A 14004-nucleotide genomic window follows, 5' to 3' on the forward strand; every position below is an offset into this window, starting at 1 on the left:
ACCCCCAGGAAGAACCGCCATGATCATCACCGCCGCCACCGACAGCCTCCAGCTCACCCCGGACTGGGACCGTCCCGCCCTGGAGCCGATCCGGGAGCTGGCCCACTACCCGGTCGCCCTCATCGGCGACGCCCAGTCCCGGCTCGGTCTGATGCACGCCGCGATCCGCCCCGTCACCCCGGGGCTGCGGCTGGCCGGGACCGTGCTGCCCATCCAGACCCGCGAGGGCGACAACCTCGCCATCCACCGCGCCCTCGACGACGCGAGGCCCGGTGACGTGCTGGTCATCAACGCCAACAGCGACACCAACCGGGCCTGCTTCGGCGACATCCTCGGAGAGCTCTGCATCGCCCGCGGGATCGCCGGGGTCGTCATCGACGGCGCCACCCGCGACGTCGACGAGCTGCGGGCGATGGGCCTGCCCACCTTCGCCCGCGGCATCAGCCCGGCCGGGCCCTTCAAGTACGGACCCGGGACCATCGGCGCCCCAGTGGCCTGCGGCAACGTGGTCTGCCACCCCGGTGACGCCATCCTCGGCGACAGCGACGGCGTCGTCGTCGTCCCGAAGCACCTGATCACCGCCGCCCTGGAGAGGACCTCCGCCCAGGAGCAGACCGAAGCCGGACTGCGCGCCAAGATCTCCTCCCTCGTCCACTGATCCCAGCACGAGAAAGACCTGCTCGCCATGCTGACCGACCTGCGACCCGTCCGCGACGTCTCCACCCTGCGGCGCGGGGACCACCTCGATGTCCACCGGTTCGGCTTCCCCACCTACAGCGGCACCGTCCTCGCCACCATGCCGCGGCTCAACGTGGTGTGGATCCGGGACACCGTGACCGGAGAGCGGAGAATGCTCTGCGCCGACGACTGCCGGCTCCGTCACTCCCGGCGCTCCTGAGATCTCGCGCGATCAGCTCACATCCGGGCGGCGAGGGTGGAGAGCGAAGGCCCTCCGGGCCGGCGTCCGCCGGAGGACACCCACCCGGTGCGGTTCAGTCGCCCACGGAGCGCACGACCCGTGCCGGGGAGCCCACCACCACGGACCTCTCCGGGACGTCCTTGGTCACCACCGAGGCCGCCGCCACGACGGCGTCGTCGCCGATCGTCACGCCCGGCAGGACCGTGGCGTTGGACCCGATCCACACGTTGCGGCCGATCACGATGGGGGCCGGGTGCATGTCCGCCCGGCGGCTGGGGGCGAGGTCGTGGTTGAGGGTGGCCAGCACCGTGTTGTGCCCGATCAGGCAGTCGTCGCCGATGACCACCCCGCCCTGGTCCTGGAACGTGCACCCGGAGTTGATGAAGACCCGCTTCCCGAGGGTGATGTTCTTCCCGAAGTCGGAGTGGAAGGGCGGGAACACCGTCACCGATGCGTCCACCGGCCTGCCGGTGAGCTGGGCCAGCAGCTCCCGCACCCGGGCCGGTTCCCGGTATCCGCCGTTGAGCTCCCCGGTGATGCGCAGGGCCTCCTGGCTGACCCGGTGCATGACCTCGTGCAGGGGCGAGTCCCCCGTGATGGTGCGCCCGGCGTCCAGCTCCTCCAGAAGATCGGTCAGTTCCATGGTGTCCTTTCAGCGGTGTCCGGGCGGCGGGATCCGCAGGCCCAGCGCCTGGGCGCGGGCTCAGGCCAGGGTGGCGGCGTCGATGACGAAGCGGTAGCGCACGTCCGAGGCCAGCACCCGCTCGTAGGCCTCGTTGACCCGGTCGGCGGGGATCAGCTCGGTCTCAGGGACGATGCCGTGCTCGGCGCAGAAGTCGAGCATCTCCTGGGTCTCGGCGGTGCCGCCGATCATCGACCCGGCGTAGGTGCGCCGGCCGCCGATGAGGGAGAAGACATTGAGGCTCAGCGGCTCCGCCGGGGCCCCGACGTTGACCAGAGCCCCGTCGACGGTGAGCAGGGACAGGTAGGCGTCCACGTCGATCACGGCGCTGACGGTGTTGAGGACCAGGTCGAAGGACCCGGCCAGCTGCTCGAAGGTGGCCGGGTCGGACGTGGCGTAGTAGTGCTCGGCGCCCAGCCGCAGCCCGTCCTCCTTCTTCTTCAGCGACTGCGAGAGCACGGTGACCTCCGCGCCCATTGCGGCGGCGATCTTCACGGCCAGGTGCCCCAGTCCGCCCAGGCCCACGACGGCGACCTTCCGGCCCGGGCCCGCATTCCAGCGGCGCAGCGGGGAGTAGGTGGTGATCCCGGCGCACAGCAGCGGGGCGGCCGCGGCGAAGTCCAGGGACTCGGGCACGGACAGGACGAAGCCGGCGTCGACGACCACGTGGGTGGAGTAGCCGCCCTGGGTGATGGTGCCGTCCCGGTCGGCCCCGCCGTAGGTGGGCACCATGCCCTCGGCGCAGTACTGCTCGTCCCCGTTGCGGCAGTTGGTGCACTGCCCGCAGGAGTTGACCATGCACCCCACCCCGACGCGGTCCCCGACGGCGTGACCGGTGACCTCGGGGCCGATCTCGGCGACGGTGCCCACGATCTCGTGGCCGGGCACCAAGGGGTAGGGCTGGGGCCCCCAGTCGCCGTTGACGGTGTGGATGTCGGAGTGGCAGATCCCGGCGTAGGCGATCTCGATCAGCACGTCGTTCGGGCCCACCTCGCGGCGGGTGATCGTGGTCGGCTCCAGCGGTGCGTCGGCGGAGGGGGCGGCGTAGGCGTTGACGGTCAGCAAGGGGAACTCCTGATGTGGTGGGGCAGCGGATCGGGCGGACGTGGTGGGAGACCCGTCCGCGCAGTCGCCGAGCGTGCGGGAAGGACCCGACGGATCAGCGACTGCACCACCTCATCAGGAACGGCAGGACTCAGGGAGTCCCTGATGAAGGACGTACTGGGAGAGCACCCCAGGGTCGGTGCCTCCGCGCTCACACCGCGGCTGGTGGCAGCCCGGGGGTGCTGCTGCGCTCGGGCTCACCGTCGCCGCGGTGATGAGGGTTCTCCCGCTGCGGGTCCTCGGTGCTGGGAGGCGGCGTCGAGCTGAGCTCCACGGTGACCGTGGTGTCCGGGAACAGGTCGCGGGCCCGTTGGCTCATCCGGGTCAGTTCCTGCCGGTCGGTGGCCGTCGGCTCCCCGGTGACGATCAGGGTCACGGTGTGGCCGGTGCGGTCGGTGCGCACGAGAACGGATGCAGAACGGCTCATGGCCGGGACCTCTCATCGCAAGGCCACCCCGAGGGGCCTGCTGCTTGACCTCCCCGAGGAGGTCTCGCCACCGTAGAACATCCGGATGTGCATCCGCCCGGCTCCGGCCCAGATCACCGACTCATACCGACAGGACGCCGTCATGAACCCATTCGGCTGCTGCCCTGACCGCAGGAAAGCCCCGCCCGGCGGTGGACCGGTCCGCAAGGGAACACGTCGGCGGCGTCCATCCGCCCCGGTCCTCCGGTGACGCTGCCGGTCCAGCGGTGCCCCGAGGCCGTCACCCGCCGACGGGCGCGTCCGGGGCCGGTTGGTCCGGCCGCCGGACGCCGGGACGCGCAGCCGGCCGGGACAGGACATCGGGGTTTCGGGGGTTCGGGAACCAGATCTGGATCAGAGCCCATCCCACCGCGGTCAGCGGGACGGCCAGCACTGCCCCGACGACACCGGAGAGGATCCCGCCGGCGGCCAGGGCGAGCAGCACCACCAGCGGGTGCAGGCTCAGGGCCCGGCCCAGCACCATCGGCTGGAGCACCCTCCCGTCGAGCTGGTTGATGGCCACCACCACCGCCACCACCACCAGCGCCACGACCGGGCCGTTGGCCACCAGAGCCACCAGGACTGCGACGCCGCCGATCAGGGCGGCCCCCACGATGGGGACGAAGCCGCCCAGGAAGATCAGCACCGACAGGGGCAGGGCCAGGGGCACCCGCATCACCAGCAGGGTGACCCCGATGACCACCGCTTCCAGCAGCGCCACCATGGCGGTGCCGCGCACATAGCCGCCCAGCACGTGCAGGGTCGTGGTGCCCGAGGTCAGCAGCTTCTCCAGGGTCTCACCGTGGAAACGCCTCAGGACGAACGCCCAGATGCGGGCCCCGTCCTGGAGGAAGAAGTAGAGGATCACGGCCACCAGCACCGCTCCGGTGACCACCTGGGTGGCCGCGGAGATCCCCAGCAGCGCCCCGGCACCGAACCGGGGGCTGGCCGTGAAGTCCACGACGGCGGTCAGAGCCTCGTCCAGGCCCTGCTGGCCGACCGGGATCGGCCCGGCCACGACGAACTGGCGCAACCGGTCCAGCCCGCCCACCGCGGAGGCCACCAGCTCCGCCCACTCGCTGCGCACCGCGAAGACCATGCCGGTGACCACCCCGCCCAGGACCACGATCGCGCCCACGAACACGATCCAGGTCGCCAGCGCCCCGGGCACACGGTGCCGGCGCAGGAAGGCGACCAGAGGGTTCAGCGCGGCGGCCAGAACCAGGGCGATCAGCAGCGGGATCACCACCAGCTTGAGCTGGATCAGCCCGTAGACCACCACCACCGTCGCGCTCAGCAGCACCAGCCCCTGCAGCGCCCGGGTGGTGACCCGCCCCAGCGGGTCCGCCCACAGATCGCGAGGGTGCGAGGTCCTGCGATGCCGTGGACGCGTCACCGGAATCGCCCCTCCCCCGCTTCGCCGCTGGCCTGGGTTCAGGATGCGCCCACGGACTCATCGATGCCAAGACCCCGGACGGCACCCGACGACGCTCCCGACTGATGCCGACCGCACGACGAACGGCTCGACGACACGGCACGAGGGGCGGTCTCCGTGTGCTCGCGGGCGATGGTGCGCACGAGCCGCTCGCGCTCGTTCAGAGCAGCGCCTGGTCGGTCCTCGGTCGACAGCGTGGAATTCGGAGCGGGAGTCAGCCTGCCACCGGCATCCAGAGCATGTTCCCGATGCCCCACAGCACCAAGCACACCAGCACGAAGGGCAGGGTCCTCGCCACCAGGGCCCCGCGGGTGAGGACGGGCCCGGGGGTGTCCTCCTGTTGAAGTGGGCCGGCGATCCGGTAGGCGAGCTCGATGCGCGCCGGGCTGGCCAGGCAGGCCAGTCCGGCCGCCACGTTCTGGGAGGCCATCATCCACAGCGGGTCCATGCCGAGGGCATGCGCGGCTGCGTCCTGGGTGCCGCCGAACATGGCGTTGGCGCCCGTGCCCGAGGCCGTGATGTATCCCCCCAGACCACCGACCATGGGCACCAGAAACAGGTAGGCCTGCCCCAGCCCGGTCAGCGCCGCGGCCAGCGCCTCGGCCAGCCCGCCCCCGGAGACCGCGCTGCCCAGCACCAGGTACAGGCCGGTCGGCGCCGCCACCTGGAGCCACATCCGGCGGATCTCCCGCGGCAGTCGCCGCCGGTGTTCCCTGTCCATGGAGAGCACGACGACGCCGACCAGGGCGCCGGTGATGGACCACAGGGCCGGCGAGCCCAGCACCGCGCCGAACCCACCGGGCGGCAGCAGGCCTTCGAGGAGCTGCCCGATGATGGTGCCCCCGAGCAGCACCAGGTACGGCACCAGAGCGCGGACCGGGATGGGCCCCATCCGTCCGCGGCTGATCACGCCGGCCCAGCCCGCGGACATCACCAGGGTTGCCACCGCACCGGCCACGGCCGTGCCGAACGCCAGATTGGCGGCGAGGACCAGGGCGGACAGCACCACGCCCGATGCCAGTCCCATGCCGATCCAGGCGCCGTAGTCAGCGGGCCGGGCCCGGGCCCGTCCATCGGAGGTGGGCAGTCCCCGGCCGGCGATGACCGCGGCCACGGCACCGGATCCCAGGAAGGCGATGACGTTCAGGACCCCGGAGGCCACCCCGAGGTCGTGCAGGGTGACGCCGGCGATCTGGGAGCCCAGGAGCGTGCCGGGCCCCATGGAGCCCCACGGGCCCACCATGAGCGCCACCAGCGAGAGCGAGGCCGCTCGCAACGGCGTGAACCCCAGGGACAGCAGCAGCGGCAGCCCGATGATCACGGAGACGCCGAACCCGGTGACGGTCTCCATGAACGGCACCACCCCGTGCACCATGAGCAGCGCCGAGAGCACCGTGGGGCCGCCGCCGTCCGAGAGCCACCGGGCCAGCTTCTCCTGAGCGCCGGTCCGGTCCATGACGCGGGAGAGCAGGATCCCGCCGGCAATGATCGCCAGCACCTCGACCAGGATCCAGAAGCCCTCGCCGAAGGCCGAGGACACCTCCGCCACAGGGGTGCCGAACCAGGCCAGGCCGATCACCACGGCTGAGACCAGTCCGACCGCGGGGGCCACCCACGGCGGCGCCGGCACGAGCAGCAGACCCAGGGTCAGCACCATGGGCAGGGCCGCCATGAGCACGTCCAACGGCGGCCCACCTCCACACTTCTGCTGTCAGATCTCTGTCACCGGCCGATGCTACGCCCCGACGGCGTCCGGGTGATCACGGATGCGGAGGAGAACCCCTTGCCGCAACGTCGTCCTCGCGGGCCGTGACCGGCAGCTGGGCCACAGGCACAGCGGTGGCCTGTTCCTCCTGCACGGAGGACATGCGGAGGGGCGTGGGCGGAGCCTGGGTGACACCCGTGGCGGCTGCTCCGGCTCAGGCCACGCCGGTGCCGGACTCAGCGTGTCGTTCCGGGCAGGGCGTCGGCAGGATCGGACGTGTCCTGCTCGCTCGCCGGGCGGGCGTCGAGGGTGACCAGGGCCAGTGCTGCGGCCGCGAGGAGGAGTCCGGTGGCGGCGATCATGGCGGTGCCGTATCCGGCGATCAGGGCCTCCCCCGTCGGCAGCACCTGGTTCGCGGGGGCGGCGGTGACGGTGGCGGCGATCCCGGCCAGGACGGCCAGGCCCAGGGCGACGCCGAGCTGCTGGGCGGAGTTGAGCAGTGCCGAGGCGATCCCGGCCTCGTCCGGGTCGACACGGTAGACCGCGGCCTGGGTGACGGCGATCACCACGATCCCGAAGCCGACCGCGAGAAGGAACATCGCCGGGGCCAGATCCACCCAGTAGTCGGCCTGAACGGTGATCGTGGACAGCCAGAACGCCGCCGCGGCGCTGAGCAGCGCGCCCAGTGCTGCGACGTGGCGCGGGCCGACGCGCAGCAGCACCTTGGGTGCAGCACCGGCGCCGACGACGATGCCGAGGGCGAACGGCAGCCATGAGATCCCGGTGCGCAGCGGGCTGTACTGGAGCACCTGCTGGAGGTAGAGGGTGATGACGTAGAAGGTCCCCATCGGGCCGACGGCCACGAGCAGCATGGTGAGGTAGGCCCCGGAGCGGCTGCGGTCGCGGAACAGGCTCAGCGGCATGAGGGGGCTGCGGCTGCGCGACTGCGTGAGCGTGAACGCGGCCAGCAGCACCATCCCCGCGGCCACGAGGCTCCAGGCGAGGGGGTCGGTGAACCCGTCCTCGCCGAACCGGGTGATCGCGTACACCAGCGCCACCATCCCGCCCGTGCCCAGGGCGGCCCCGACGGCGCCGAGCCGGCCGGTGTGGCGCTCGGCGCCGACCAGGGTGCGGGAGCCCAGCAGCACGAGCAGGCCGATCGGGACGTTGATGAAGAACACCCACCGCCAGCCCAGCGTGCCGGTGAGCACTCCGCCCAGCAGCAGTCCGACCACGATGCCCAGCCCGGACATCGCCCCGTAGAGCGAGAGCGCGTGATCGCGCGTCTTCCGGTCGGAGAAGGTCGTGGCGATCAGGGCCAGGGCGTTGGGCGCGGTCAGGGCCGCCCCGATCCCCTGCACGGCGCGCGCCGCGATGAGCACGGCCGTGCTCTGCCCGAGGCCGCCGACCAGGGAGGCGACGATGAAGACGGTGATGCCGACCTGCAAGGTGCGACGACGTCCCCACAGGTCCCCGATGCGGCCGCCGAGCAGCAGCAGCGCCCCGAACGCGAGGATGTAGGCGTTGACGACCCACGGCAGGTGTACCGCCGAGACCCCGAGCTCGCGCTGGATGGACGGCAGGGCGATGTTCACGATCGAGTCGTCGAGCACCAGCATCAGCTGGGCAGTGGCGATCACCAGCAGCGGGACCAGCCCACCCCGGGAACTTCCGGAGGTGTCGGGCCGCGCGGCGGCGGAAGCTGCAGAAGACATCGGAGAGCTCCTCAGGACGGGGCGCACGCGAGTCGCCGCGCCACCACTTGGTACCCCATGGGGGTAAAGACTGAGATTTACTGTTACCCCCAGGGGGTATTCTTGTCAAATAGATCCTTTGTGGCCGCAGTGCTTGACATGCATACCCCACCGGGTTACATCTGTAGGTGTACACATACCCCCCAGGGGTAAGCAATCGGGAGGATGAAGACCATGATGACCACTCAGTTCCAGGTGACCGGGATGACCTGCGGGCACTGCGAGATGTCGGTGCGCGAGGAGGTCCAGGAGATCCCCGGTGTCGACTCCGTCGAGGTCAGCCACCAGAGCGGCCGGCTCGCCGTCATCAGCGCCGGACCGGTGGACGAGGCGGCGGTCGCGGCCGCGGTCGAGGAGGCCGGCTACCAGGTGGTGACGTCGGCGTGAACGCCACCGGGCGGCTGGGGGCCTACGCCGCCGGTGTGGTGGTGGTGTTCACCGGCGCCTTCGCCGCAGCAGGTGCCGTGGTACCGGAACAGGCGGTGCAGAACTGGAGGCAGCAGGCAGAAGGAGCTCGGATGAACCAGCACACCGACGAGGGCCAGGGCCAGGTCCCGGCCGAGACCAGCACCGGCGGCCATGCGGGGCACCAGGTCCAGGGGGTGAGCGTGGAGCAGAGCGGCTACGTCCTCCAGGAGGTCTCCGCCCCGGGCACCGTCGGGGCTGCCGGGGAGCTGTCGTTGACGATCACCGGCCCCGACGGGGTGGCGGTCACCGACTTCGAGACCGAGCACGAGAAGGAGCTGCACCTGATCGTGGTGCGCTCCGACGGCGCCCACTACCGCCACGTCCACCCCGTGATGGACGAGGACGGACGCTGGTCGACCCCCTGGCGATGGGAGACGGCCGGGAGCTACCGGGTCTACGCCGACATCACCCCGGCCGGGGCCGGTGAGAACCTGACGCTGACCCGCACCGTGGAGGTCGCCGGGACCCTCGAGCCGGCCGCAGCAGAGGTCACCGCGACCGATGAGGTCGGCGGGTTCGAGGTGTCGGTGGAGGGCGAACTCGCAGCCGGCACCACCTCGCAGCTGCGCGTGCACGTGACCAGCGACGGGCAGCCGGTCACCACCCTGCAGCCCTACCTGGGCGCCTACGGGCACCTGGTGGCCCTGCGCGCCGGTGACCTGGCCTACCTGCACGTCCACCCCGAAGGCGCTGAGCCGGTCACCGGGCAGACCTCCGGGCCCGACGTCCAGTTCGCCACCACCGCCCCGACCTCGGGGCGGTACCACCTCTACTTCGACTTCCAGGTCGACGGGACGGTCCACACCGCCCAGTTCACCCTGGACACCGCCGACACCACCGGCGGCACGTCCACCAAGAGCAGCACTGGCGCCGCCGAGCACGGCGGTCACTGACCCCGCCCATCACTGGTGGCGATGCGGGGTTCACCGCGCATCGAGAGAAAGAAGGAACGAATGTCTGTCCCCTCAGCCCCTCCCTCTGCGGTGAGCACCGACCTCGAGCTCGAGATCGGCGGGATGACGTGTGCCTCGTGCGCCAACCGGATCGAGCGCAAGCTCAACAAGCTCGACGGTGTCACCGCCACGGTCAACTACGCCACCGAGAAGGCCCGCATCAGCGCCCCGGTCGGCTACGACCTCCAGGACCTGGTCGCCGAGGTGGAGAAGGCCGGCTACACCGCGGCCCTGCCCGCCGTCGAGGAAGAGCAGCGCGAGGCCGAGGCAACCGACCGCCCCGACACCGAGCTGCTGACCCTGCGCCACCGGCTGATCGGGGCCGCGGTGCTGGGGATCCCGGTGATCGCCATGGCGATGATCCCCGCACTCCAGTTCACCTACTGGCAGTGGTTGTCCCTGGCGATGGCCGCCCCGGTGATCGTCTGGGCCGGATGGCCCTTTCACAAGGCCGCCTACACCAACCTCCGCCACGGCACGGCGACCATGGACACCTTGATCTCGATGGGCACCTCTGCGGCGTTCCTGTGGTCGCTCTACGCCCTGTTCCTCGGCACCGCCGGCACGCCGGGCATGACCCACCCCTTCGAACTGTCCGTGGCGCCCACCGACGGGGCGGCCAACATCTACCTGGAGGTCGCCGCCGGGGTGATCCTGTTCATCCTCGCCGGCCGCTACTTCGAGAAGCGCTCCAAGCGCCAGGCCGGGGCCGCCCTGCGTGCCCTGCTGGAACTGGGCGCCAGGGACGTGGCCGTGCTGCGCGACGGGGCCGAGACCCGCATTCCCATCGACCAGCTGGCCGTGGGGGACGAGTTCGTGGTCCGGCCCGGGGAGAAGATCGCCACCGACGGTGTGGTCCTCAGCGGCTCCAGCGCGGTGGACGCCTCGATGCTCACCGGTGAGTCCGTGCCCGTGGAGGTCAGCTCGGGCGATGCGGTCACCGGGGCCACCGTCAATGCCGGGGGCCGGCTCCTCGTCCGCGCCACCCGGGTCGGTGCGGACACCCAGCTGGCGCAGATGGCCCGCCTGGTGGAGAACGCCCAGTCCGGCAAGGCCGAGGTCCAGCGGCTGGCCGACCGGATCTCCGGGGTGTTCGTGCCCATCGTCATCGCCGTCGCCGCCGCCACCCTCGCCGCCTGGCTCGGTGCCGGGTTCCCGGCCACCGCCGCGTTCACCGCCGCGGTGGCGGTGCTGATCATCGCCTGCCCATGCGCCCTGGGCCTGGCCACCCCCACCGCCCTGCTGGTGGGCACCGGCCGCGGGGCGCAACTGGGCATCCTCATCAAGGGCCCCGAGGTCCTGGAGTCCACCCGCCGCATCGACACGATCGTGCTGGACAAGACCGGCACCGTCACCACCGGCACCATGAGCCTCCAGGGTGTGCACGCCGCGCCCGGCACCGAGGAGACCGATTTGCTGCGCCTCGCCGGGGCGGTGGAGCACGCCTCCGAGCACCCCATCGCCCGCGCCGTCGCGCGCGGCGCCACCGACCGGGTCGGGGCCCTGCCCACGCCGGAGTCCTTCCAGAACCAGGCGGGCCAGGGCGTGCAGGGCGTGGTCGAGGGCCACCTGGTGGCCGTGGGCCGGCAGTCCCTGCTCACCGAGTGGTCGCTGACCCTGCCCGCTGACCTGGCGACGGCCAAGGCGGATGCGGAGGCCGCCGGGCAGACCGCCGTGGTCGTGGCCTGGGACGGGAAGGTCCGCGGGGTGCTGGTGGTCGCCGACGCGATCAAGGACACCAGTGCCCAGGCCATCACCCAGTTCCGTGCCTTGGGGTTGAGCCCGGTGCTGCTCACCGGGGACAACCAGGCCGCCGCCGAACAGGTCGCCGCCCAGGTCGGCATCGAGCAGGTCATCGCCGAGGTCCTGCCGGCGGACAAGGTCCGGGTGATCACCGAGCTGCAGGCGAAGGGCAAGGTCGTGGCCATGGTCGGCGACGGCGTCAACGACGCCGCGGCCCTGGCCCAGGCCGACCTGGGCCTGGCCATGGGCACCGGTACCGATGCCGCGATCCAGGCCGCCGACCTGACCCTGGTGCGCGGGGACCTGCGCGCGGCGGCAGATGCGATCCGGCTGGCCGGCAGGACCCTGTCCACGATCAGGACCAACCTGTTCTGGGCCTTCGCCTACAACGTGGCCGCGATCCCGCTGGCCGCCGCCGGGCTGCTCAACCCGATGCTCGCCGGCGCCGCGATGGCCTTCTCGTCCGTCTTCGTGGTCACCAACAGTCTGCGCCTGCGCTCCTTCACCAGCCGGGCGACCACCTCGTCACCGGCCGACACCCGCCCGACGGCGCGGCAGCCGGTCGACGCCTGAACCCACTCACCGAGAGGAACACCGCCCATGGGAAACACCACCGGAAGCTGCGGCTGCTGCGGCTCCACCAACGACACTGCCGGCACACAGGAGCTGACCCTGACCACCAAGCCCACCCAGGACAACGACGGCACCACCGAGTGCCCGGTCATGGCCGGCGCCCGGGTCGACAAGGTCGCCGCCGAGGCCGCCGGGCTCTACCGCGACCACGCCGGCCAGCGATACTGGTTCTGCTGCCCCGGCTGCGCCCCGGCCTTCGACGCCGACCCCGCCAGGTACGCGGCCGCCTGATCCCAGCCACCACAGTCTTACGGCCCCGTACCGGCTCTGATGCCGGGACGGGGCCGCAGGCCCATCCCGAACCGCCAGAAAGATCAAGGACACCACCATGAACGTGGCCCCCTCCCCCGACACCACCACCCCCGAGAACACCGAGGGGTCGCCCGCCGCCGAATGCCACACCACTCACGGCTACATCAGCGACAAGGACCGCTATCTGGCACGCCTCAAGCGCATCGAGGGTCAGGCCCGCGGCATCCACCGGATGGTCGACGAGGAGCAGTACTGCATCGACATCCTCACCCAGATCTCCGCCCTGACCTCCGCGCTGCGCAACGTCGGACTCGGACTCCTGGACGACCACATGAGGCACTGCGTCGCCGACGCCGCCCAGCTCGGCGGCGAGGCCGCCGACGCCAAGTTCAAAGAAGCCACCGACGCCATCGCCCGCCTCATGCGCTCCTGAACCTCAACGGGGCCATGTGTGAAGTGCCCGACCCAGTTGTCATGCCTACTGGTCGGCGGTGACCTCGACCGAGACCGCTAACCGGGCCATATGTAAAGAGGGATCGCGCTCGAGTACCCAAGTGGTAGAGGCCGGGGTGACCACGGAAGGACGTAGCCACCCCGGCCTCTATGGGTCGGTGGATGCGAAACGGTTCACACAGTCGCCTTAGCGCTGGCACAGGCAGCCACAGCTTCGGCCACGGCAAGGGCCACCCGATCATCCAGGGCCGAGGGCACAATGTGGTCGGCGGTCAGACCGTCGGCGGAGGCGATGCCGGCGATCGCCTTAGCGGCCTCGACCTTCATCTCTGGGGTGATCCGTCTGGCCCCGGCGTCCAGGGCGCCGCGGAAGATGCCGGGGAAGGCCAGCACGTTGTTGATCTGGTTCGGGAAGTCCGATCGCCCGGTGGCCACGACCGTGGCGTAGCGCGCGGCCACGTCGGGCATGATCTCCGGGTCTGGGTTGGCGAGGGCGAAGATGATCGCGTTGTCGGCCAGCTCGGTGAGGTACTCCTCGGGGATCTTCCCCCCGGAGACCCCGACGAACACGTCCGCGCCCTGCAGGGCGTCCTGTGGCCCGCCGATAAGTCCGCGCGGGTTGGTGCGGGTGGCGTAGTCAGCCTTGATGGCGTTGAGGTCCTCACGCTCCCGCGAGACGATGCCGCGGGAGTCCAGCAGGACCACGTCGGGGATGCCCTGGGTCAGCAGGATCTCGGTAATCGCGATGCCAGCGGCCCCGGCCCCGGCGATGACGACCTTCAGGCCTTCCAGGTCCTTGCCCACGAGTCGGGCGGCGTTGAGCAGGGCGGCCAGGACGACGACGGCGGTGCCGTGCTGGTCGTCGTGCATCACCGGGATGTCCAGCTCCTCGATCAGGCGCTTCTCGATCTCGAAGCAGCGCGGGGCCGAGATGTCCTCGAGGTTCACCGCGCCGAAGGACGGGCGCAGCAGCTTGACGGTGCGCACGATCTCCTCGACGTCCTGGGTGTCGAGCACGATCGGGATCGAGTCGAGGTCCGCGAAGGTCTTGAACAGGGCGGCCTTGCCCTCCATCACCGGCAGGGACGCGGCCGGGCCGATGTCGCCCAGGCCCAGCACGGCGGAGCCGTCGGAGACGACCGCCACGAGCCGGCCGGCCCAGGTGTGCGTGTTGGCCATGGCGGGGTCGGCGGCCACCGCGCGGGAGACCTCGGCGACGCCGGGGGTGTAGGCGATGGACAGGTCGCGGCGGGTGGCCAGGGGGGACTTCGAGATCACCGAGAGCTTGCCGCCTGCGTGGGCGGTGAAAATTTCTTCATGGGTGATCGGGCCGGGCTGGGCGTTCTCGTGGGTCATGGATCTCCTCGTCGAGTGCTTGAGGGCTTTGGCGGTCCCGAGCATGGTGGTCAGGGCCATGTTCTGAGACGGGACAGGGGT

The 14004-nt window shown here is 71.1% G+C and carries 14 protein-coding genes; 7 read left to right on the forward strand and 7 right to left on the reverse strand.

Annotated elements, in window-relative coordinates; all coding sequences use genetic code 11:
- The first annotated feature begins 19 nt into the window (after positions 1-19).
- Together RF644_RS02885 and RF644_RS02890 are read left to right on the forward strand one after the other, a co-directional pair.
- Positions 20-658 (forward strand): RraA family protein, encoded by a 639-nt coding sequence (locus RF644_RS02885; RefSeq protein WP_368795291.1) that lies wholly within the window; start codon positions 20-22, stop codon positions 656-658.
- A gap of 27 nt (positions 659-685) precedes the next feature.
- Complete coding sequence (locus RF644_RS02890; RefSeq protein WP_368795292.1) at positions 686-898, forward strand: hypothetical protein; 213 nt, start codon at positions 686-688, stop codon at positions 896-898.
- A gap of 94 nt (positions 899-992) precedes the next feature.
- On the opposite strand, the gene RF644_RS02895 is transcribed toward RF644_RS02890, so the two are convergent.
- From RF644_RS02895 to RF644_RS02920, 6 genes are all read right to left on the reverse strand, one after another.
- Positions 993-1562, reverse strand: a complete 570-nt coding sequence (locus RF644_RS02895; RefSeq protein WP_368795293.1) for a DapH/DapD/GlmU-related protein — start codon at positions 1560-1562, stop codon at positions 993-995.
- Between the two features lie 60 nt (positions 1563-1622).
- A complete protein-coding gene (locus tag RF644_RS02900; protein WP_368795294.1) occupies positions 1623-2666 on the reverse strand; it encodes an NAD(P)-dependent alcohol dehydrogenase in 1044 nt (347 codons plus the stop codon).
- A 190-nt stretch (positions 2667-2856) separates the two neighbouring features.
- The gene (locus RF644_RS02905) at positions 2857-3132 is read right to left on the reverse strand and encodes a hypothetical protein (protein ID WP_368795295.1); all 276 of its coding nucleotides are present in this window, start codon (positions 3130-3132) and stop codon (positions 2857-2859) included.
- A 280-nt stretch (positions 3133-3412) separates the two neighbouring features.
- Positions 3413-4567, reverse strand: a complete 1155-nt coding sequence (locus RF644_RS02910; protein ID WP_368795296.1) for an AI-2E family transporter — start codon at positions 4565-4567, stop codon at positions 3413-3415.
- A gap of 253 nt (positions 4568-4820) precedes the next feature.
- Positions 4821-6278, reverse strand: coding sequence for an L-lactate permease (locus RF644_RS02915; RefSeq protein ID WP_368795297.1), 1458 nt, complete (start codon positions 6276-6278; stop codon positions 4821-4823).
- Positions 6279-6547: 269 nt separating this feature from the next.
- Entirely contained in the window at positions 6548-8026 is a 1479-nt protein-coding gene (locus RF644_RS02920) for an MFS transporter (RefSeq protein WP_368795298.1), read from the reverse strand.
- A 213-nt stretch (positions 8027-8239) separates the two neighbouring features.
- On the opposite strand from RF644_RS02920, the gene RF644_RS02925 reads away from it, so the two are divergent.
- From RF644_RS02925 to RF644_RS02945, 5 genes are all read left to right on the forward strand, one after another.
- Positions 8240-8452, forward strand: a complete 213-nt coding sequence (locus RF644_RS02925) for a heavy-metal-associated domain-containing protein (RefSeq protein WP_368795299.1) — start codon at positions 8240-8242, stop codon at positions 8450-8452.
- Entirely contained in the window at positions 8449-9426 is a 978-nt protein-coding gene (locus RF644_RS02930; RefSeq protein ID WP_368795300.1) for a heavy-metal-associated domain-containing protein, read from the forward strand. Before RF644_RS02925 ends, RF644_RS02930 begins: the two co-directional genes overlap by 4 nt.
- Before the next feature lie 60 nt (positions 9427-9486).
- Positions 9487-11802 carry a heavy metal translocating P-type ATPase gene (locus tag RF644_RS02935; RefSeq protein WP_368795301.1) on the forward strand — a complete coding sequence of 772 codons (2316 nt, stop codon included), beginning with the start codon at positions 9487-9489 and terminating at the stop codon, positions 11800-11802.
- Between the two features lie 27 nt (positions 11803-11829).
- The gene (locus RF644_RS02940) at positions 11830-12093 is read left to right on the forward strand and encodes a YHS domain-containing protein (protein ID WP_368795302.1); all 264 of its coding nucleotides are present in this window, start codon (positions 11830-11832) and stop codon (positions 12091-12093) included.
- A 97-nt stretch (positions 12094-12190) separates the two neighbouring features.
- Positions 12191-12547 (forward strand): metal-sensitive transcriptional regulator, encoded by a 357-nt coding sequence (locus RF644_RS02945; protein ID WP_368795304.1) that lies wholly within the window; start codon positions 12191-12193, stop codon positions 12545-12547.
- A gap of 194 nt (positions 12548-12741) precedes the next feature.
- On the opposite strand, the gene RF644_RS02950 is transcribed toward RF644_RS02945, so the two are convergent.
- Positions 12742-13923 carry an NADP-dependent malic enzyme gene (locus tag RF644_RS02950; RefSeq protein WP_368795305.1) on the reverse strand — a complete coding sequence of 394 codons (1182 nt, stop codon included), beginning with the start codon at positions 13921-13923 and terminating at the stop codon, positions 12742-12744.
- Positions 13924-14004: the final 81 nt, after the last annotated feature.

This window comes from Kocuria sp. CPCC 205258 (genome assembly GCF_040981005.1).
GTDB classification, from domain to species: domain Bacteria; phylum Actinomycetota; class Actinomycetes; order Actinomycetales; family Micrococcaceae; genus Kocuria; species Kocuria rosea.

Coding starts and splice junctions, on each gene's coding strand:
- RF644_RS02885 (WP_368795291.1), top strand. CDS start 20: ATGATCATCACCGCCGCCACCGACAGCCTCCAGCTCACCCCGGACTGG.
- RF644_RS02890 (WP_368795292.1), top strand. CDS start 686: ATGCTGACCGACCTGCGACCCGTCCGCGACGTCTCCACCCTGCGGCGC.
- RF644_RS02895 (WP_368795293.1), bottom strand. CDS start 1,562: ATGGAACTGACCGATCTTCTGGAGGAGCTGGACGCCGGGCGCACCATC.
- RF644_RS02905 (WP_368795295.1), bottom strand. CDS start 3,132: ATGAGCCGTTCTGCATCCGTTCTCGTGCGCACCGACCGCACCGGCCAC.
- RF644_RS02915 (WP_368795297.1), bottom strand. CDS start 6,278: ATGGCGGCCCTGCCCATGGTGCTGACCCTGGGTCTGCTGCTCGTGCCG.
- RF644_RS02920 (WP_368795298.1), bottom strand. CDS start 8,026: ATGTCTTCTGCAGCTTCCGCCGCCGCGCGGCCCGACACCTCCGGAAGT.
- RF644_RS02925 (WP_368795299.1), top strand. CDS start 8,240: ATGATGACCACTCAGTTCCAGGTGACCGGGATGACCTGCGGGCACTGC.
- RF644_RS02935 (WP_368795301.1), top strand. CDS start 9,487: ATGTCTGTCCCCTCAGCCCCTCCCTCTGCGGTGAGCACCGACCTCGAG.
- RF644_RS02940 (WP_368795302.1), top strand. CDS start 11,830: ATGGGAAACACCACCGGAAGCTGCGGCTGCTGCGGCTCCACCAACGAC.
- RF644_RS02945 (WP_368795304.1), top strand. CDS start 12,191: ATGAACGTGGCCCCCTCCCCCGACACCACCACCCCCGAGAACACCGAG.
- RF644_RS02950 (WP_368795305.1), bottom strand. CDS start 13,923: ATGACCCACGAGAACGCCCAGCCCGGCCCGATCACCCATGAAGAAATT.